General features: G+C 69.1%; 14 protein-coding genes and 2 CRISPR repeat arrays. Of the genes, 10 read left to right on the top strand and 4 right to left on the bottom strand.

Annotated features, from left to right (window positions below; genetic code table 11):
* Positions 1-168 precede the first annotated feature (168 nt).
* Positions 169-1,417: direct repeats of the CRISPR family, unit length 29 nt; unit sequence CGGTTCACCTCCGCTCTCGCGGAGAGCAG.
* Between the two features lie 192 nt (positions 1,418-1,609).
* From AQI95_RS34040 to cas2e, 8 genes are all read left to right on the top strand, one after another.
* A complete protein-coding gene (locus tag AQI95_RS34040) occupies positions 1,610-4,480 on the top strand; it encodes a CRISPR-associated endonuclease Cas3'' (RefSeq protein WP_079071683.1) in 2,871 nt (956 codons plus the stop codon).
* A gap of 237 nt (positions 4,481-4,717) precedes the next feature.
* Positions 4,718-6,289, top strand: a complete 1,572-nt coding sequence (casA, locus tag AQI95_RS34045) for a type I-E CRISPR-associated protein Cse1/CasA (RefSeq protein WP_067133072.1) — start codon at positions 4,718-4,720, stop codon at positions 6,287-6,289.
* 44 nt (positions 6,290-6,333) lie between these two features.
* The gene (casB, locus tag AQI95_RS34050) at positions 6,334-7,017 is read left to right on the top strand and encodes a type I-E CRISPR-associated protein Cse2/CasB (protein ID WP_067133075.1); all 684 of its coding nucleotides are present in this window, start codon (positions 6,334-6,336) and stop codon (positions 7,015-7,017) included.
* A 62-nt stretch (positions 7,018-7,079) separates the two neighbouring features.
* Complete coding sequence (cas7e, locus tag AQI95_RS34055; protein ID WP_067133078.1) at positions 7,080-8,258, top strand: type I-E CRISPR-associated protein Cas7/Cse4/CasC; 1,179 nt, start codon at positions 7,080-7,082, stop codon at positions 8,256-8,258.
* A complete protein-coding gene (gene cas5e, locus AQI95_RS34060) occupies positions 8,255-9,082 on the top strand; it encodes a type I-E CRISPR-associated protein Cas5/CasD (RefSeq protein WP_067133080.1) in 828 nt (275 codons plus the stop codon). The genes cas7e and cas5e overlap by 4 nt, the downstream gene beginning before the upstream one ends.
* Positions 9,079-9,753: a type I-E CRISPR-associated protein Cas6/Cse3/CasE gene (cas6e, locus tag AQI95_RS34065; protein ID WP_067133084.1), complete on the top strand. Its 675-nt coding sequence runs from the start codon at positions 9,079-9,081 to the stop codon at positions 9,751-9,753. Before cas5e ends, cas6e begins: the two co-directional genes overlap by 4 nt.
* Entirely contained in the window at positions 9,750-10,748 is a 999-nt protein-coding gene (gene cas1e, locus AQI95_RS34070) for a type I-E CRISPR-associated endonuclease Cas1e (protein WP_067133086.1), read from the top strand. The genes cas6e and cas1e overlap by 4 nt, the downstream gene beginning before the upstream one ends.
* Before the next feature lie 35 nt (positions 10,749-10,783).
* Positions 10,784-11,095, top strand: coding sequence for a type I-E CRISPR-associated endoribonuclease Cas2e (gene cas2e / locus AQI95_RS34075; RefSeq protein ID WP_067133089.1), 312 nt, complete (start codon positions 10,784-10,786; stop codon positions 11,093-11,095).
* Positions 11,096-11,113: 18 nt separating this feature from the next.
* Positions 11,114-14,313: a CRISPR direct-repeat array (repeat unit 29 nt; unit sequence CTGCTCTCCGCGCGAGCGGAGGTGAACCG).
* A gap of 172 nt (positions 14,314-14,485) precedes the next feature.
* Here the strand turns inward: cas2e and AQI95_RS34080 are convergent.
* A complete protein-coding gene (locus tag AQI95_RS34080) occupies positions 14,486-14,872 on the bottom strand; it encodes a hypothetical protein (protein WP_067133092.1) in 387 nt (128 codons plus the stop codon).
* Positions 14,873-15,041: 169 nt separating this feature from the next.
* On the opposite strand from AQI95_RS34080, the gene AQI95_RS34085 reads away from it, so the two are divergent.
* Positions 15,042-16,505: an MFS transporter gene (locus AQI95_RS34085; RefSeq protein ID WP_067133096.1), complete on the top strand. Its 1,464-nt coding sequence runs from the start codon at positions 15,042-15,044 to the stop codon at positions 16,503-16,505.
* A gap of 331 nt (positions 16,506-16,836) precedes the next feature.
* Here the strand turns inward: AQI95_RS34085 and AQI95_RS34090 are convergent, their stop codons facing one another.
* From AQI95_RS34090 to AQI95_RS34100, 3 genes are all read right to left on the bottom strand, one after another.
* Positions 16,837-17,742: an ADP-ribosylglycohydrolase family protein gene (locus tag AQI95_RS34090; protein WP_067133099.1), complete on the bottom strand. Its 906-nt coding sequence runs from the start codon at positions 17,740-17,742 to the stop codon at positions 16,837-16,839.
* A 12-nt stretch (positions 17,743-17,754) separates the two neighbouring features.
* The gene (locus AQI95_RS34095) at positions 17,755-18,414 is read right to left on the bottom strand and encodes a histidine phosphatase family protein (protein WP_067133102.1); all 660 of its coding nucleotides are present in this window, start codon (positions 18,412-18,414) and stop codon (positions 17,755-17,757) included.
* 152 nt (positions 18,415-18,566) lie between these two features.
* Positions 18,567-19,172: a YdbC family protein gene (locus AQI95_RS34100; protein ID WP_067133105.1), complete on the bottom strand. Its 606-nt coding sequence runs from the start codon at positions 19,170-19,172 to the stop codon at positions 18,567-18,569.
* A gap of 154 nt (positions 19,173-19,326) precedes the next feature.
* On the opposite strand from AQI95_RS34100, the gene AQI95_RS34105 reads away from it, so the two are divergent.
* Positions 19,327-19,854, top strand: coding sequence for a TerD family protein (locus AQI95_RS34105; RefSeq protein ID WP_067133109.1), 528 nt, complete (start codon positions 19,327-19,329; stop codon positions 19,852-19,854).
* The last annotated feature ends 27 nt before the right edge of the window (positions 19,855-19,881 follow it).

Consider the following 19,881-nt stretch of genomic DNA (forward strand, 5'->3'; position numbering starts at 1 on the left):
ATCGGTGAGCCGTTGGTCTTCCGTCTGACGCTGGGTGCTGATGAACTCCTCCAGAGCAGCCGCCTCGGAGAACCCGAGCTGTTCGACCATGCCCCGGACAACTGCCCGGGGTCACGTCCGCTCGCGTGGAGAGTAGAGCGGCGCCACCGAGGCCCGCTACCCGGACCAGGGTTCACCTCCGCGCGCGCGGAGAGCAGTGCCGCCGCATCGTCGCTCCCCCAGAACGGCGCGGTTCACCTCCGCTCGCGCAGAGAGCAGTAGATCTCATAGCCCTCGGGCGCCTTCACCTGCGGTTCACCTCCGCTCGCGCGGAGAGCAGGGCATGACAGGGCCGCGTGACATGCTGCTCGGCGGTTCACCTCCGCTCGCGCGGAGAGCAGGTGGCGTTGGTGGTGCCCAGCCACGATTCGCCCGGTTCACCTCCGCTCTCGCGGAGAGCAGTGGGTCTTCGGCGCGTTGTCGGCGGCGCACTCCGGTGCACCTCCGCTCGCGCGGAGAGCAGTCACGATGGGGTCAGCGGAGTGCACGAAGGGCCGGTTCACCTCCGCTCGCGCGGAGAGCAGAGTACCCGCGGCCGGGCGGTGTGATGGTGCGGCGGTTCACCTCCGCTCGCGCGGAGAGCAGATCCGCAGACCCCTGGTTACACACAGGGCGATCGGTTCACCTCCGCTCTCGCGGAGAGCAGCATGAGCGTGCGTTCGATGACGATGGCGCGGACGGTTCACCTCCGCTCTCGCGGAGAGCAGTTGCTGTTCATGTGGGTCTCCTCGGTGGTCTTCGGTTCACCTCCGCTCTCGCGGAGAGCAGACCATGACGCCATGTCACGCCCTCCGGTTGTACGGTTCACCTCCGCTCTCGCGGAGAGCAGGAGACTGATGGCGCGCGCCTGTATCTGTATCGCGGTTCACCTCCGCTCTCGCGGAGAGCAGGCTGCTAACACTCGGTACAGATCCTCGGGGGGCGGTTCACCTCCGCTCTCGCGGAGAGCAGACCGCGTTCACGTTCGAGACCGGCCAACCCTGCGGTTCACCTCCGCTCTCGCGGAGAGCAGCACTCGGTGACGGCGTCCGGCTCCGCCTGGTCCGGTTCACCTCCGCTCTCGCGGAGAGCAGCGGCCCCGGGTCTCCTTGGTCTTCTCCAGCTCCGGTTCACCTCCGCTCTCGCGGAGAGCAGACACAGGGCGAACGTCCGCCGTCCACACGCGCCGGTTCACCTCCGCTCTCGCGGAGAGCAGGTGACCCATGGTCAGTTTCCTCCCCGCTTGGTCGGTTCACCTCCGCTCTCGCGGAGAGCAGCCAAGGAGGACCAGGACCAGGCCGAGGCCGGCAGGTTCACCTCCGCTCTCGCGGAGAGCAGCGCGCCGTACTGGAGCAGGTGATCAACACCCGCGGTTCACCTCCGCTCTCGCGGAGAGCAGGCTTCCCGACCTGGGCTTCTTCAGCCGCTTTGCAATTTCGTTGCCTTGGACGAGCGGGCTGGCCCTGTCACGGCGGCCTGTTGTGCTTGGTGAGGTTCCACGCCTTGGATCGTACGGCTCGTCTGTGTTCCGGTTAAGGCTTTTACGCAGGTGGGGACGCGTTGTCAGTGGGTTCTGTTATGGATTGGCGCCATGATGAAGCGCAAGTCGGTTGCCACAGAGCAGGATCGGGTCGAGGTTTGGTTATGGGGGAAGGAGCATGGTCTGCCGCGCCCCTACCCCGTGATCTGCCATCTGCTTGATACAGCGGGGGTGTTCCAGGCGCTGTGGGATGTCCTCCTGAGTGATCAGCTGCGTGTGAGGATCGCGCAGGCGTTGGGGTTGTCGGCAGGTGAGGCACGGGGGGTGCTGTCGTTCTGGGCGGGTCTGCATGATCTGGGGAAGATCACGCCGCCGTTCCAGGCGCAGGTGCCGGCGGCGTTCGCCATGCTGCGGAGTGACCCGGCGTTTGCGTTCGCTGCCGGAGCCGATCGGGAGCGGGCGTTTCGTCATGAGATGGCCACGCACTGGGCGTTGGCGCAGCTGCTGGCCGAGGCGGGGTATCCGGGCAATGAGCGGATGACGCGGCGGGCGGTGAGTCATCAGGTCGCGCAACTGTTGGGCGGTCATCACGGCTGTTTCGGGGTGGCCCTGCGGCCCAGGGAAGTGATGCATACTGACGCCTATCAGCCCGGGCTCGGCGGGGAGGGCTGGGCGGCTCAGCGGCGGGCGCATTTCAATGAGGTGCGGCGGGTCACCGGTGCCTGGGAGGTGCCGACGCAGCAATTGCCGGCGGAGCTGGCTGTGATCGTGAGCGGGCTGGTGGTCGTCGCGGACTGGCTGGCGAGCCAGACCGAGGCGATCGTGCCGCTGCTGCCTCCGCCTGGCTGGCAGGCCACGCCCGAGGAGATCGACGCTCATTGGGCCCGCTCCCGGAAGGCGGCCGCAGGGCTGGTTTCCACGGCTCGCCTGGGTCGCGCCCGGTTCACCGCCATGGGGTTCAAGGAAATGTTCCCCTTCTCGCCCAACGGCCTGCAGAGTGATCTGGCAGCGCATCTGCCGCAGCTGGTCGCAGCGAAGGGGACGGGATTGTTACTGGTCACAGCGCCTACTGGGGACGGTAAGACTGAGGCGGCCTTGTATGCGGCGTCGGTGCTGGGGCGTGCTGCGGAGGCGCGGGGGCTGTTCTTCGCACTGCCGACGATGGCCACGGCTGATGCGATGTATCCGCGGGTAGGCGATTTCGCAGGGCGGGCGCTGTGTGGCGAGCGGGCGTTGACACTGCTGCATTCGATGGCCTGGCTCAGCCCCGCCTACGACGCCGCCGCGTTCTCCGACCAGACGGGATCCGGGGTGGTCAGCGCAGATGAGGGCACTGCTACGGAGGCCGGGAACTGGCTGCGCGGATCGAAGCGAGGGCTCCTGGCCCCGCTCGGCGTAGGCACGGTCGACCAGGCGCTGAGTGCCGTGCTACCGCTGACCCATAACGCACTGCGGTTGTTCGGGCTCTGCGACAAGGTATTCGTGGTCGATGAGGCGCACGCGTACGGGCCGTGGATGCACCAGCTGATGACGCGGCTTCTGGAATGGATGGGCGCGTTTGGTGCTCCGGTGGTGTTGTTGTCGGCGACGTTGTCCGGGCGGACGGCCTCCTCGCTGGTGGACGCCTACCGTCGCGGAGCCGGATTCCTGGAGCCGTCCATGGTGAAACCCTGCTATCCGGGCTGGGTGTTCACCGATGCCGCAACAGGGGAGGTGTCAATCCCGCGGGAGGTGGGCAGCGGGCGGGCCCGTCGGCTCGACGTGCAGGTGCGGCCTGTGGTGTGGGACACCAAGGACACGGCCGGCAGTCCAGTGCTCGCCGGGGACCGACGTGCTGCCCTGCGCCAAGTACTGGAACCGGTCGTCACGCACGGTGGGACCGCGCTGGTGTGCTGTACCACGGTGGCCGAGGCGCAGCAGACTTTCCGGGATCTGCGCGCCGGCTTCCCTGATCTTGCTGCACGGGCGGGCGGGGTACGGCTGCTGCACTCGCGGTACCCGGCCCACCTTCGCCAGCGCATCACAGCCGAGTGCGAGGTCGCCTACGGCAAGCCGCGCTCACCTGAGGACGTGGCCAGGCCGCGTCCGGCGTCGATCCTGGTGGCCACCCAGGTGGTGGAGCAGTCCCTTGACCTCGACTTCGACCTGGTCGTCACGGATCTCGCCCCATTGGCCCAGGTGCTGCAACGTGCCGGCCGGGGGCGCCGCCACGCCCGTGGCAGTGCCGGCCGTCCTGTATGGGCCCTGCCAGAGGAGGAGCCACGTCTGGTCGTGCTCGAGCCAGTCGGCGACGACGGCCGCACCCTCGTACCCAAGACCTGGGGCAGCGTGTACGACGCGGGACTGCTCCAGCGCACCTCCCATGTGTTGCACGAGCGGGAGGAAGCCGGCATCGCCGTGCCCGAGGCGGTGCAGGAACTCATCAACACCGTGTATGCCGAGGACTTCGTGGACCAGCTGGACGGGGCCGCTCGGCGGGAGCTGCGCCAGAAGGATGCCGTCCGGCAGGCCGAAGAGGCGGCACAAGCGCACCTGGCCGAGATTGTCGCCATCCCTGCTCCGGCCGATGTGGCCGGGGACCTTCACCGGCTCAGCCGTCGGGAAGCGGGCGTCAGCGAGGAACTCCTGACTACCCGGCTGGGCGCGGACAGCGGACGCGTGCTGTGCCTGTACGAACAACCGGACGGCGCAGTCACCCTCGATGAGGTGGGCAGGCTGGCCCTGCCCCCCGCTGGTGGAAACGGCCTCACGCATGCGGAGCTGAGGCAGGTCATGGCACACGTGGCACCGGTGCCCGGCAGCTGGCTGCGCGGCGCCGAGGTCCACCCGGCGCCGCCGGCCTGGGACAACCATCCGGTGCTGCGTGAGGTAGCCCTGCTCCGGGTGGCGCCGGCCGGCCGCGAGGAGATCGGTGCGGTGTGGAGTGGCCACCTGGGCACCCGCACGATCCGGACCTCCCCCGTCGGCCTGGAAGCCGGTTAATCATTCCGGGCGACCAGAACCGGCGAACCGGCGTCCTTGAGCTACACACTTGGCTACGGTGCTCAACAGCCGTCCCGGCAGGGGCTGTTCTCCGGGGCCACGGCCGGGACAGCGTCAGCCCGCTTGCACGGGCAGGGGGACGAGCGTCGTAACGCTCCATGAGCCACGCACGGCTCACCTCCGCGCCTGCGAAGACCCCGAACCCATTGTGACCGGCACCCTGGCGAGAGGAGCCTGATGCCGACCAACACGCACAACTTGTGCGACGAACCATGGATCCCGGTCCGCTGGACCGACACTGCGCCCTCTCCCCACCCTGAACGGGTAGGACTGCTGGAGCTTCTGCTCCGCAGCGGCGACATCGCAACCCTCACGATCACCGACCCTCCCGCGCACTCTGCACTGCTGCGGGTCCTGTACGCGCTCACCGCCCGGGTAACCGAACTGGACGAGGCCGCCCCCGGCGACTGGGGAGAACGGCGTCTGGACATCCTGGACGCCGGCCAGCTCCCCCGAGAGGGGATCGACGCCTACGCCAGCCGCTACCGACACCGATTCTTTCTCTACGACTCCGACGGGCACCGCCCGTGGATGCAGGACGCCCGGCTGGCCGAGCAGTGTGATGCGGACAAGACCGCCGGGGTGAACAAGCTGATCGTGACACGCCCCGCAGGCAACACCCACGCCTGGTTCCGACACGGCAGCGACGCCCGCCCCGACCTTCCCACCGCGGCAGAGGCGACGCTGAATCTGCTGGTGTGGCACTACTACGGGCCCTCCGGCCGCTGTTCGGCCCGCGAGGTAAACGGCATCAAGACTGCCAGCGCCACTGCCGGCCCGCTGCGCACCGCCCTGTCCTACCACCCTGAAGGCGCCAACCTGCTGGAGACGCTGCTGGCCGGCCTCGTCCCGCCCGCGCAGACCGTACGGCGGCAGGACGATCCATGTCCATGGGAATGGGAGGAGCTGCCCGACCCCGATGACGTCCCGCCTGTGCCCTCTGGTCCGTGTTCACGGCTGACAGCATGCTCTCAGCATGCCCTGCTGCTCGTCCCCGACGAGGCGAACCCCCACCTGGTCCGGGATGCCTACATCACGTGGGCCTACCGCAAGGGCCGCATCCCCCGCGACGACAACTACCTGATCTGGCAGATCAGCCAACAGGGCAACCGCTACCCGCGCCCCGCCGACTCCCGACGCGCCCTGTGGCGGGACCTGGACGCCCTGCTGCTGAAAGAACCCCCCGGCACCGCCCAGCCCCAGCGTCCCGAAGTCTTCACATACGCCGCCGAAATCTCCGAAGACTTGCGGGTACGGGCGCTCGGCTTCGAGCAGGAAGGCCAGGCGAAGGACACCCAGTTCGTTGATGCCGCCACACCCCCCGTCCTCGGATTCGCAGAACAGCAGGCGCCCGCGACCGCACCGGCCGTGGGGCGGCTGCGGCGGCTCGGCGAATTGTACGGACGCCGCCTGGAAAGGGCGGTCAAGCGTGCCTGGGCCGAGTACACCAACGACTCGAAGGCGAATGGCGACACCTGGGCGGCCGAGGCCGCAGCCCACTACTGGCCGAGCGCGGAGGCAGAGTTCTGGCACCGCTTCCGTGAACTCGATCCCACCGGCCGCCAGCCGCACGCCGGCTTGGACCCGTCCGCCGCCCGGATGGCCTTCCTGCGCCTGGCTACCGATGCCTACGAGATGGTGACCGCCTCCATCACCCGCACGCAGCGCGGTGCGAAAGCCGTCGCCAACGCCCGGATCGAACTCTACGGCGGCCCGCCCAAGAAGACCGCACCTGCTGAGGCCGCGTAACCGGCCGCACCCCGCCCAGCCCCTTTGCCCGAAGAAGGCCAAAGATGCCCCCTGAGACCGACACCAATGATTCAGCGACCGGGCGGCGCCGCCGTCTGGTCGCCTACACCCGTTGGATCGAGGAACTCTGCCGGGAGGACCCTGGCGCGCGCACCGCGCTGCGCAGTGGTCTGCGCCGCGGACTGGACGACGTTCCCCGCATGCACCGATTTGTCTCGCCCTGGTTGCCCCAGGACCGGCGGGCCCCCGACAGCGAGGAGCGCGCGTACTACGCGGTGGCAGCGATGATCGCCGCCCAGTCTCGAAGTCCCCTCACCGCCCCCGAATCCGGCCAGCAGGACCAGGCCCCGTCGGCAGGAGATGCCGCCCCCACCATGGGCTATGGAACGAGCCTCGGCCTGGCCTTCGCACTCGCGGTGACCGAAAGCCCGGGTCGTGAACGCGAGATGCGGGAATCCACCGCCGAGTCGCGCCTGAACCTGCTCACCCGGCAGAGCATCAACGGCCTGCACCGGCACCTGCCCGCCGCCGTCGGCTATCTGCGCGATGTGGACGTGCCCGTCGACTGGCCCCAATTGCTCGCCGACCTGATCGCCTGGCCCACCCACTCCGGCCGAATCTCCCGCCGCTGGCTGCAGGACTACTACCGCCAACGCACCCAGACCCTGCGTGAGCAGGCCGACCAGGCCGACCAGGACAAAGTTGAAAACCCCGCTCCCGTCACCTGACCCACCGACCATCCGCCCCATGGCACAGCCCCGTCCACGCCCTCAACGACAAGGAGCTACGTATGCGCCACGCCGCCCGTTTCATCGACATCCACGTCCTTCAGTCCGTCCCCTTCGCCAACCTCAACCGCGACGACACCAATTCCGTCAAGACGGTCCAGTACGGCAACGCCCTGCGCACCCGCGTCAGCAGCCAGTGCTGGAAGCGCGCCATCCGCACCGTCTTCGAAGACCACATCGGTGAAGCTGCCTTGCGCACCCGCCGCATCGGCGAACGCGTCAGCAAGGAGTTGGAAATGCGCGGCTGGCCCACTGAACTGGCCCAGCGCGCCGGAGGCCACGCGGCAGCGGCCAGCGGAATCAAGTTCGAATTGGCCAAGGCTCCAGGCGACGCCAAGCAGACCGTGCCCAACAAGGTTCTCACCAACGCCCTGATCTACCTGCCCGAAGCCGCCGTCAGCGAACTGGCCGATCTCGCCGACCAGCACCGCGGCACGCTGGAACAGGCCAAGGACATCAAGAAGCCCGCTGACAAAAGCGTTTTGCCCACCGACGATGTGACCGCAGTACTGCGCTCACGCAATGGTGTCATCAACCTGTTCGGACGTATGCTCGCCGAGATCGACGACGCGGGCGTGGACGGCGCCGTCCAGGTCGCCCACGCCCTGACCACCCACACCACCGACGTCGAACTGGACTACTTCTCCGCCGTCGACGACGTCACCGCTCTGTGGGACGACTCCAGCGGCAGTGGCCACATGGGCCACGCAGAATTCAGCGCCGGCACCTTCTACCGCTACGCCACCCTCGACCTGCGTGACCTGAGCGCCAACATCGGCGACGACCCAGCCGCCGCCCAGGAACTCACCGTGGCCTTCCTGGCCTCGTTCATCACCGCACTACCCCAGGCCAAGAAGAACTCCACGGCCCCACACACCATCCCCGACCTGGTCCACATCGCCGTACGCACCGACCGGCCCCTGTCGTATGCAGCCGCCTTCGAAAAGCCCGTCCACGCCAGCCCGCAGGGCGGCTTCGCCGACCCTTCCCGCACCCAACTCGCCGCTTACGCCAACGCTGCCAACACCCTGCTGGGCACGAGCGGCATCCTCGCCTCCGGCTGGGCCGGCCTGGAGACCAAGGACCTCACAGGGCTCGGCGAACGCCGCGACTCCTTCGACGACCTGATCACCATCACCCTGAACGCCGCCCACCGCCCCGTCGAGGCCACGACCCGATGACCTCCACCCCGCAGCCCGGGCTGCTGCTGCGGCTGAGCGGACCCCTGCAGTCCTGGGGCGAGCGCAGCCACTTCAACGAACGCGACACCGCGGCCTTTCCCACCCGCTCCGGCGTCATCGGCCTGATCGCCGCCGCCATGGGCCGCCACCGCGGCCAACCCCTTGACGACATCACCCAGTTGTCGATCGTCATCCGCGCCGACCGGCCCGGCCTGCTCCTGCGCGACCTTCACACCGTCGGCGGCGGCCTACCCCCCAAAGACACCGTCACCACCGCCGAAGGAAAGAAACGCAGCGGCGACACCACCACACTGCTCACTCACCGCACCTACCTCGCCGACGCGGCCTTCACCCTCGCCCTCACCACCCCGCACGGCAACGCCACTCTCCTCGAAAAGGTGGCTGTGGCCCTGGCCGCCCCGCACTGGCCGCCCTACCTGGGCCGGCGCTCCTGCCCGCCCGAGGGCCCCCTCCTCCTCGGGCACTTCGACGACGTCCTGCACCACCTGACCCACCTTCCCCTCGCCGCACCTCGCCCCCGAACGAGCACGCGCGGCGTGGCCTTCCTTGCCGATCAGCCCCTCCACAGCCTGCGCCCGCCCGACGGCGCACAGGCCGACAGCACATCCGGCGCCCACCCGGTCGGCCAAGTCAACGACCAGCCGCTCACCTTCCACCCCCGCCACCGCGCCTACCAGGCCCGCCCCCTTTACCGGCGCACCATCCACCTGCCGGCCGACCAGCACACTGGCCTGGGCACCGACCACCTCAACACCCTCGCCACCTACCTCACCCGGCACCAGGCCGAAGGGAGCACCCGTTGAGTGTCTGGCTGACCCGCATCATCCCCGACCCCCGCTCCCCGGAAGCCCGCCGCGACCTCACCGGACGCCACACGGCCATGAACCTCCACCGCCGCCTCATGTCCCTCTATCCCACCGAAGCCGGCCCCGACCCCCGCGCCCGCTTCGGCGTGCTCTTCCGCACCGATGACACCCCCACAGGACCTCACATCCTCCTGCAAAGCACCCACCAGCCCGACCTCACCGAACTCCCCGCCGACTACGGCACTGCCCACAGCCGCCCTCTCGACGCCCTGCTCGACGCCCTCAAACCCGGCCTGACCATCCGCTACCGCTGCGCCGCGAGCCCCGTCCGTAAACCCGGAGCCACCACCCGCGCCCTGTACAACCTCCCCGCCGCTGTTCCTCTCACCGGTGCCCATGCCGACGAATGGTGGACCCGCCAAGCCCACACAGCCGGCCTCACACCCCTCACCCTCCACTCCCACCCCCTCGACGCCGCCCAGGCGACCCGCTCCCCAGGCCGGAGCGCCGCCCCGGAACGCATCCGACACACCCGAACCCGCTTCGACGGCACCGCCACCGTCACCGACCCCGACCTCCTTCGCCAGAAAATCACCGAAGGCATCGGCCGCGGCAAGGCCTACGGCTGTGGTCTCCTGAGCATCGCCCCCGCAAGGAACACTCCATGAAGCGCCCCACCGCCGCACCGGGCCCCGAACGATCCCCCAGCGAGGCACGACGCAGACTCGCGGCACCCACCGTCGCCATGCTCCCTCGCATCGCCGACTCGCTGTCCTTCCTCTACCTGGACATCGTGCGCATCCACCAGGACGACACCGGAGTCCGTGCCGAAGTGACAAGCGAGCAACGCGGCATCGAGACCGTCTACTTACCCACTGCCGCCTTGAGCTGCGTCCTCCTCGGCCCCGGCACCTCCATTACCGCCCGCGCCCTTGCCACCTTCGCCCGACACGGCACAACCGTCGTCATCACCGGGGCAGGAGGGGTCCGCACCTACGCCGCAGCCCTGCCCGATTCACTCACGACAACCTGGCTCGAACGCCAGACCCGGACCTGGGCCGACGACAAGCAGCGGCTCGCCGTAGCCACCGCCATGTACGAGAAACGGTTCGGAACAGGCACCGTCCCGGCCGGCACGAGCCTCGCCCAACTGCGCGGACTCGAAGGCCAGCGGGTCAAGGCCCACTACCGCCTCCTCGCCCAGCAGTACCGCATCGGCCGATTCCGCCGCGCCTACGACCCCGCATCCTGGGACACCCAGGACCCGGTCAACCTGGCACTCTCATCCGCCAACACGTGCCTGTACGGAATCGTCCACGCTGCCATCCTTGCCCTCGGCTGCTCACCGGCCCTGGGATACGTCCACAACGGCAACCAACAGGCATTCGTCTACGACATCGCCGACCTGTACAAAGCCGACCTGACCATCCCCCTCGCCTTCTCCCTCCACAATTCCACCAACCCTGAAGCCGAAGCGCGGCGTTCCTTCCGTGACGGTCTGCGCCTGTTCAAACTCCTCCCGCGGATCGTCGCGGACATCCAGGAACTCCTCGCCCCCGAAACAGACTCCAACGTCCCTGACCCGGAGGAACAACTCGTCGATCTCTGGGATCCGGTAACCGGCCCCGTCCCTGGCGGAATCAACCACGCAATCGACATATAACAGCAAGAACACTCAAGGAGCATGAGACCACCACCATGCCCTCCATGATCACCATCTCGGCAACCGCCGTCCCCGCCCACCTCCGCGGAGCCCTCACCCGCTGGCTCCTCGAAGTCACGCCCGACCTGTATGTGGGCACAGTCTCCGCACGAGTTCGCGACGAACTCTGGGCATCGGTAGCAGCATGCACCGGCGATGGCATGTCCGTCCTGGTCTACCCCAGCGACAACGAGCAGGGCTTCGAACTCCGCACCGCTGGATCACGACGTCGCCGCCCAGTCGACTTCGACGGCTTGACGATGGTCAGCTTCGAGGCGGCCCGTAAAGAAACAGCAAACCCGATCTAACGCCCCAGGTCAGAAAGCCTGCTCTCCGCGCGAGCGGAGGTGAACCGCTGTTGATGACGATCGTGCCAGACGTGGTCCACTGCTCTCCGCGCGAGCGGAGGTGAACCGATCAACGAGGCGACCGGGCTCCCCGATGCGTCCTGCTCTCCGCGCGAGCGGAGGTGAACCGTCCTAACGGGAGCCGCCCAGAGCGCGGGACCGCTGCTCTCCGCGCGAGCGGAGGTGAACCGTCGTTCCACCAGGACGCCGGCTGGACGGAGTTCTGCTCTCCGCGCGAGCGGAGGTGAACCGCGGCCGGCCTCCCGGACCGTGAGCGGCAGGTGCTGCTCTCCGCGCGAGCGGAGGTGAACCGGACTGCACGGTGCCTCCTTCAGGCGGTCGCGGCTGCTCTCCGCGCGAGCGGAGGTGAACCGCGCCTCCTCGGGGGTGGACGGCTTGGGATGGGCTGCTCTCCGCGCGAGCGGAGGTGAACCGCCGCTTATGTTCGATCCGGAGTAGCCGTGGGGCTGCTCTCCGCGCGAGCGGAGGTGAACCGAATGAGCAGATGACTGCCGAGCAGCGAGAGAACTGCTCTCCGCGCGAGCGGAGGTGAACCGGCATCGAGGACTTCACGGAGGGTGCGGGAGAGCTGCTCTCCGCGCGAGCGGAGGTGAACCGGCCGAGGTCTTTGCAGATCTCCTCGATCTGCTCTGCTCTCCGCGCGAGCGGAGGTGAACCGTTCTTGCCGGTCGTCGTCAGCGCGGCGTTGGCCTGCTCTCCGCGCGAGCGGAGGTGAACCGCCCTCAAGGGCTCCAGCTCGAGCAACTACCGGCTGCTCTCCGCGCGAGCGGAGGTGAACCGTGGCCGGCTACCAGTCCTCCGGCGGAACCCTGCTGCTCTCCGCGCGAGCGGAGGTGAACCGTACCTGACCCCGGAGTGGGCGTACTTCGAGTGCTGCTCTCCGCGCGAGCGGAGGTGAACCGCGGTCCGGTAGCCGGCCCTCGATGTGGAGGGCCTGCTCTCCGCGCGAGCGGAGGTGAACCGGAAGGACGGGTTCTTCCACCGGTTCATAAGGACTGCTCTCCGCGCGAGCGGAGGTGAACCGAGGAAATGGGTCGGGCCGCCTGAGTGCGGCCACTGCTCTCCGCGCGAGCGGAGGTGAACCGCACCTCACCAGCGTCGGCAAGGCTCTGATCAGCTGCTCTCCGCGCGAGCGGAGGTGAACCGACTGGCAGTCACGGGCGCAGGGCCCAGCTTGGCTGCTCTCCGCGCGAGCGGAGGTGAACCGGACGAGGACGACGCCGAACGGATGGCCCAGATCTGCTCTCCGCGCGAGCGGAGGTGAACCGCGGGAATTCGTCCTGGTCCACAACCTGACCCGCTGCTCTCCGCGCGAGCGGAGGTGAACCGGGGGAGACATGGCACAGCCGTTCCGGGTCGTCCTGCTCTCCGCGCGAGCGGAGGTGAACCGAGCAGGAAGGCGGCGATGACGGCGAGGGTCTTCTGCTCTCCGCGCGAGCGGAGGTGAACCGAAACCCCGGTCGGGTTGTGGCCGACCGGGGTTCTGCTCTCCGCGCGAGCGGAGGTGAACCGATCCAGCTCCAGGACGACGCCTCGGACAGCTCCTGCTCTCCGCGCGAGCGGAGATGAACCGGTGGGCCCGGCGGGGGCGGGTTGCCCTCCGCCCTGCTCTCCGCGCGAGCGGAGGTGAACCGCTGTACTTCGTGGATGCGCTCAGCCCGGTGACCTGCTCTCCGCGCGAGCGGAGGTGAACCGTGCGCCGGATCCGAGGACGCGATGCGGATCTGCTGCTCTCCGCGCGAGCGGAGGTGAACCCGCCTCCGTGGAGCCGGCCCGCGAACTCGCCGACCTGCTCTCCGCGCGAGCGGAGGTGAACCCCTTCACCTCGGCCTTGACGGCGCGCTGCGTGCTGCTCTCCGCGCGAGCGGAGGTGAACCGGTGCCGAACTTGGTGCGAGACAGCTTGGGGTCCTGCTCTCCGCGCGAGCGGAGGTGAACCGGCTGGTTACGACAAGTCCGAGCGCACCTTCCGCTGCTCTCCGCGCGAGCGGAGGTGAACCGCCATGCCGGCCGTCGCCGAGTACGACTACGTCCTGCTCTCCGCGCGAGCGGAGGTGAACCGGCACGGAGCCATTCGGGACCGGGCCTTGAACCCTGCTCTCCGCGCGAGCGGAGGTGAACCGCTGCCCTCCGGCGCCTGGATCCAGCTCAAGGACTGCTCTCCGCGCGAGCGGAGGTGAACCGCCGATCGGCGACCCGGACGGCCGGATGACGATCTGCTCTCCGCGCGAGCGGAGGTGAACCTCAGAACAACGGACACGCGAGCTTTGCGGCCGACTGCTCTCCGCGCGAGCGGAGGTGAACCGTTGCTGAACGTCGTCAGGTACCCGCCGCCCGCCTGCTCTCCGCGCGAGCGGAGGTGAACCGCCTCCTGGTACACGAAACCCGGCGCCGAGATGCTGCTCTCCGCGCGAGCGGAGGTGAACCGGCGTACGCGTCATGCTCCGCCTCCGGGTTGGCTGCTCTCCGCGCGAGCGGAGGTGAACCGATCATCCAGCCGACCCACCAGATCCGGGTGGGCTGCTCTCCGCGCGAGCGGAGGTGAACCGCTCATCCCCAACGAACCTTCCGCTCCCCGGACCTGCTCTCCGCGCGAGCGGAGGTGAACCGGGCTACTGCACCCGCTGCTACGAACGGCACGTCTGCTCTCCGCGCGAGCGGAGGTGAACCGGGGTGCAGGCACGGCCGGGAGTCCCACAGTGCCTGCTCTCCGCGCGAGCGGAGGTGAACCGCCTTCACGCTCGCCGGCCACCGCGCCGTCGGCCTGCTCTCCGCGCGAGCGGAGGTGAACCGGCAGACGAGCGGGGCCAGCATGAGTGGCTACGCTGCTCTCCGCGCGAGCGGAGGTGAACCGGCAGACGAGCGGGGCCAGCATGAGTGGCTACGCTGCTCTCCGCGCGAGCGGAGGTGAACCGAGCGTGTAGTCCGCGGCGTCGAACTTGTTGAACTGCTCTCCGCGCGAGCGGAGGTGAACCGCAGTGCTGAGGCGGTGCTGCAGTCCTTCGGCTCTGCTCTCCGCGCGAGCGGAGGTGAACCGTTCCAGGATGTCCAGGGGACCCGCGAGCAGTACTGTTCTCCGCACCAGCGGAGGTGATCCGGCTTCTTCAGTACGGACTTCGAGAGCCAAGGCCTGCTCTCCGCGCGGACGGGGGCGATCCGGGATGCCAGCTACCCATACATAATCGGGTGGGCGCGCACCGTGGTCCGAGAGAGCTGCGGCTTGCTGATGGCCATGCTCGCATCGAATGGGTTGGCTTGCCCGCGGCCAGCATTATGCCTGGACACCGCCCTCTACTACGGCAGGCACCCCCTCCGAGGGCGAGCAGGCTCTCTACATGAGCATGCCCTGCCCCTGAGTAGACAGCAGGCGGCACACGGACGGGACGGTCCCGTCTCCCGGCGCGACTGTGACGGTCAGCAGCCAGGCCGGGCCTCCCGGAAGGGCTGCGGCCCGCTCGTACACTCCACCCGATGCGTCAAGCAGCCGACGGCTCGCCGCCCGGCGGGTGGCGTACCACCTCTGGAGGCGCTCGGACAACCACACCGCGAGCGGGACGGCCCGCTCGCCGCCGGTGCGGCGGGAGCCGCGGCCCACCACGCGCAGAGCCGCTCCCGGCGCCGCCGGAGGGGTCTGTTCCACCGGCACACCGAACGCCTCGGCGACGTGCAGAACGTACGCCATGCGCTCGGCCTTCGGCGGCGCTCCGAGCACCGCCATGCCTTCGTCCTACCGCACCCCCGACTAGTGTTGGAGACCAGCCCAGTGAGCCGGTTCATCTCCCGGGACCTAATGCCACCCCGGCCGTGTAACCAACCCGTGCAACGCCGATCACGGCGTCCGCTCACCCGGCTGTCCCCGCCGTCACAACGTCGCTCCCAACCAAAACCTGATAACGCGCGTTGGAACGCCACCGGACGCGACGATTGTGAACATCGCACTCCCGCACATTCAAGACGCACTCAAGTTCAGCACCACGGACCTGACATGGGTGGTCAGCGCCTACACACTCACCTTCGGCGGTCTGCTGCTGCTCGGTGCGCGAGCCGGTGACATCCTCGGCCGTCGCCGCGTGTTCATGGCCGGCATCCTGCTGTTCACCTTCGCCTCGCTGCTGGGAGGCCTGGCCCAGGAACCCTGGCAACTGCTCGCCGCACGAGCCCTGCAGGGCGTGGGCGGCGCGATCGCCTCGCCCACATCGCTGGCTCTGATCACCACCACGTTTCCCGAAGGGCCCGAACGCAATCGGGCCTTCGGCGTGTTCGCGGCCGTGTCGGCGGGCGGTGGCGCCATCGGACTGCTGGCGGGCGGCATGCTCACCGACTGGCTGGACTGGCGGTGGGTGCTGTTCGTCAACGTGCCGATCGGCGTGCTCATAGCGTCGCTCGCACCGCTGTACATCAACGAGTCCGAGCGGCACCCGGGGCGCTTCGACATCTCGGGCGCGCTGACCTCCACGACGGGCATGGCCTCGCTTGTCTACGGGTTCATCCGCGCCTCGGAGAACGGCTGGCGGGACGGCCTCACCCTCGGCTCCTTCGGTGCGGCCCTGGTGCTGCTGATCGCCTTCGCCTTCATCGAGACGCGGGCCAAGGAGCCGATCACCCCGCTCAGGATGTTCGCGGACCGCAACCGCTGGGGCACGTACGTGATCATGCTGAGCCTCGCCGCGGCGATGTTCGGCATGTTCTTCTACATCGTGCTGTTCGTGCAGGACGTGCTCGGCTACAGCGCCATCGAGGCCGGCCTGGCCTTCCTCCCCGTGACGGTCGCGATCGCGGTCGGCGCGGGCCTGTCGCAGCGCTTCCTTCCGGCGTTCGGCCCGCGGCCGTTCATGATGGTCGGCACCGGGCTCGTGGCGATCGGCCTGATCTGGCAGACCTTCATCCGGCCGGACAGCTCCTACCTCGGCGGGGTGCTCGGACCGATGCTGGTGTTCGGCCTGGGCATGGGACTGAACTTCGTGACAGCCACCGTCACGGCGGTGTCCGGCGTCGCCCCGCACGAGGCGGGCGCGGCTTCCGGACTCCTCAACGCCATGCAGCAGGTGGGCGGTTCGCTCGGACTGTCCATCCTGACGACCGTGTTCGGCTCGGCCGCCAAGGACGAGACGAAGAAGCAACTGCCGAAGTTCCTCGCCGGTGGGTCGCCGGAGCAGAAGGCCCAGTTCGCCAAGACGCACCAGTTGCCCGCGCCCTGGGGGCACGACGTGCTCGCCCATGGCATCTCCACCGCGTTCGTGCCGGCCGCGGCGATGGCCGGGGTCGCCTTCCTCACCGCCTGGCTGGTGATCAGGGTCCGCAAGAGCGATCTCGAGTCGCTCGCCGGCACGGCGGGACCGGGCATCGGCTGATTCCGTCTGCGCCGCAGACGACCGCGCCCGCGTCAGCGCCAGCGCCAGCGCCAGGACGCAGACCAGCACCAGAAGCGACACCGCGCCCGCCATCGTCACTCCCTCCGTCCGACCGCCGCCCCGCGACTCTCCGTCGATCCCGTCACCGAAGGCCACGACCTGCGGTGGATACGGGAAGAACGGGCGGCGGTCACGGAGAGTTCCCGGCGGGCACGGAGAGTTTCGGAGTTGTCCACCGAGGGCTCCCCACATCGGACCGGGGGCGGGAGGGGAGGCCGAAAGACGGCTCCGACCTCGGTCTTCGGACCCCTCGGAGCCCCGCCAGAGCCCGTCAGAGCCCCGTCGGCACCCACTCCGGCAGCGCCTCGACGTGTTCCGCCCACACCGCGGGCGGAGCCCCCGCCTTGCCGGCGGCGAGCACACCACCCACGATCGAGCAGGTCGTGTCCACATCACCGCCCACGCCGGCCGTCGTCCAGAAGGCCGCCTCGTAGTCACCGAGGCTGCGCGCGGCGGACCAGAGGGCGAAGGGAACGGTGTCGTGGGCGGTCGTACGCCGTCCACAGCCCAGCACCGCCGCGACGGTGCCCGCGTCGCCGTAGTCGAGCATGTCCCGGGCCCGCCGGAGTCCCTGGCCGACGGCGCTCTTGGGCACCAGGGCGATGACGCCGTCGAGGAGGGCCTCGGGGCCGGGCGGACCGTCGGGGGAACCGGCCAGTGCCGCCGCGGCGGCCACGGCCATGGCGCCGACGACGGCCTCACGGTGCTGATGGGTGGGGTAGGCCGAGATCTCCGCCTGGTGGGTCGCCTGCTCCGGGTCGTCCGCGTACCAGGCGCCGAGAGGGGCGATGCGCATCGCCGCTCCGTTGCCCCAGGACCCCCGTCCGTTGAACAGCCCGGCGGCCAGCTCACGCCAGTCCCCGCCCTCTCGGACGAGTCTCAGCAGGCGGTTCACCGCGGGGCCGTAGCCCCGGTCGAAGTCGTGGCGCTCGGCGAAGGAGCGGGCCAGCGCGTCCTGGTCGATGCGGTGGTGGACGGCGAGGACGGCGACCACGGAGCAGGCCATCTCGGTGTCGTCCGTCCACTGCCAGGGGCCTGCGGGCAGCGCCTGCCGCTTCAGCAGGGGGTAGTTCGCCGGGACGAAGAACTGGGAGCCCAGGGCGTCCCCCACGGCCAGTCCGCGCAGGCTCGCCAGGGAGCGCTCCAGGCGCCCGGAGGAAGAGGAGTCAGCGGTCATCGCTCTGCCACTCTATCCGTTCACCCAGTACGGGGCCGGTTCCCGCCAGCGCTCGAAGGGCCGGTCGAGCGTGTACTTGCCGTCCTCCCCGAGAACGAGCATGCGCACCTCGGCGTTCCCGGGGTTCGACAGCGACTCGAATTCCGCGACCGTCCAGTGGAACCAGCGCATGCAGAACAGCCGCATCGCGAGTCCGTGCGTCACCAGGAGGACGTTCGGCGGATGGTCCGGTGCCTCGAAGCTCCGGTACAGGCTCTCCAGGAAGCCGCCGACCCGGTCGTACACATCGGCACCGGACTCGCCCTGCGGGAACCGGAAGAAGAAGTGGCCGTACGCGTCCCGGTAGGTCTTCTGCAGACGCACGTCGTCGCGGTCCTGCCAGTTGCCCCAGTCCTGCTCGCGAAGGCGGGGCTCCTCCCGGACGCGTATGAGATCCGGGTCGAGGTGGAAGGCGCGGAGCGTCTCGTGCGTCCGGCGGTACGGGGAGACGTACACGCTCACCTGTTCCCGACCGAAGACTTGCCGCAGGTCCTTGCCGGTCCGCTCCGCCTGCCTCCAGCCGCGCTCGGTCAGCGCGAGAGCGTGGTCGGGCTCGCGCTCGTACACGGAGTCGTCGACGTTGCCCGTGGACTCGCCGTGCCGGACAAGGACGATGCGCCGTGGTCGTGCCATGCCAAAACCCTAGATGGAACGAGGGAAGGTCGAGGACTCGTAGGGGCCCCATACGGCGTAGGTCACACGAATCCCGCGTCGTGAGCCGGTCCCAGGACCCTCGATGCCACCCAGAAGCGGTGAGTCGGACATCCGCATGCACGCGCGGTGCGTCAGACCGTCCAGGACGGCTCCAGCTCCACGATGTCGCCCGAGAGCGCCGCGACGTCTGCCTCGGTCTGGGCGCGCAGCGCGAGGCGTTCCACTCGCTCGGTGCGGTACTTGCCGTGTTCGGCCGCCGACCGCCACATGGACATGATCAGGAACTCCTGCTCGGGTGCCTCGGCGAACATGCCGCGGATCATGCCGGGCGAACCGGCCATCGCGGGGTTCCACACCTTCTCCTGCATGAGGGTGAAGTGCTCGACGCGCTCCTCGTGGATCCGGCACAGGGCCACCCGGACCAGATCGGCGTCGGTGAAGCGCGGCTCGAAGCCCGTCTTCACATCGAAGCGGTACTCGAAGAGCTTGACCTGCGCGTCCTTGAACGTGCCGGACTGGGCGGACGCCAGGCGGTCGTGCGAGCGTGCCATGAAGGAGTCGTAGAAGGCGCGGCTCTCCCAGAACGCGAAGGTGTGCACCACGCCCGACCGCTGCCTGCTCCAGCCCCCACCCTGCCCCCGAAACCCCGGCTCCCCCAGAAGCCCCGCCCATTTCCGCTGCCCCCGCTCGAAGCCGCGGCGGTCCACCACGGTGCAGCGAATCCACTTGACCAGCACCGCGCCATCGTAAGGCCACCGGGCGTGGCGCCGGTCACGCTCCGGCGGAGATCACCCGCGCACATGCCCCCGCCCGCGTGGCACGATGGACAAGGCACCCCGACTCCACGGCAGTTGGGGGCGTGGGAACCACCAGGGGGGAAGGGGAAGCCTGTTGACCGGCTTCAGCAAGGGAATCCGCAAGGTCGAGGTCGCGCTCAAGTGGGACCCCAGTCCGGCGGGTCAGCCGCCCACCGACCTCGACATCGTCGCCGCTACGTTCGCGGCGAACGACGCGTACGGTGCGCCGGCCTATGTGGTGCACTTCGACAGCCGCTCACCGGACGGCACGATTTTCCTCAACCGGGACAGCACGGACGGCCGGGGCTTCGGCTGGGACGAGGTCATGACGCTGGAGATGGACCGGCTCGACGGCCGGTACGCGCGCGTGGTGGTCGGCGTCGTCATCCAACAGCGGCCCGGACACAAGCCGTTCGCCGATGTGCTGAATCCGGCCATGCGCGTCCGGGAGGGCTACACCGTGCTCGCCGAGGACGACTTCGGCTCGGTGCTCGGGGCGACGGCGGCCACGATCGCCGAGTTCGCGCGGGACGACGCCGGGGAGTGGACGTTCCGTCCTGGCGTGCACGGTTTCCAGGAGGACCCGGCGACCTTCATGCGGGTCCTGGGCAGTAGGCGGTGACAACGTTCTGGGCGCGGCCCGGCAGAG

This window comes from Streptomyces yokosukanensis, assembly GCF_001514035.1.
Classification (GTDB): domain Bacteria; phylum Actinomycetota; class Actinomycetes; order Streptomycetales; family Streptomycetaceae; genus Streptomyces; species Streptomyces yokosukanensis.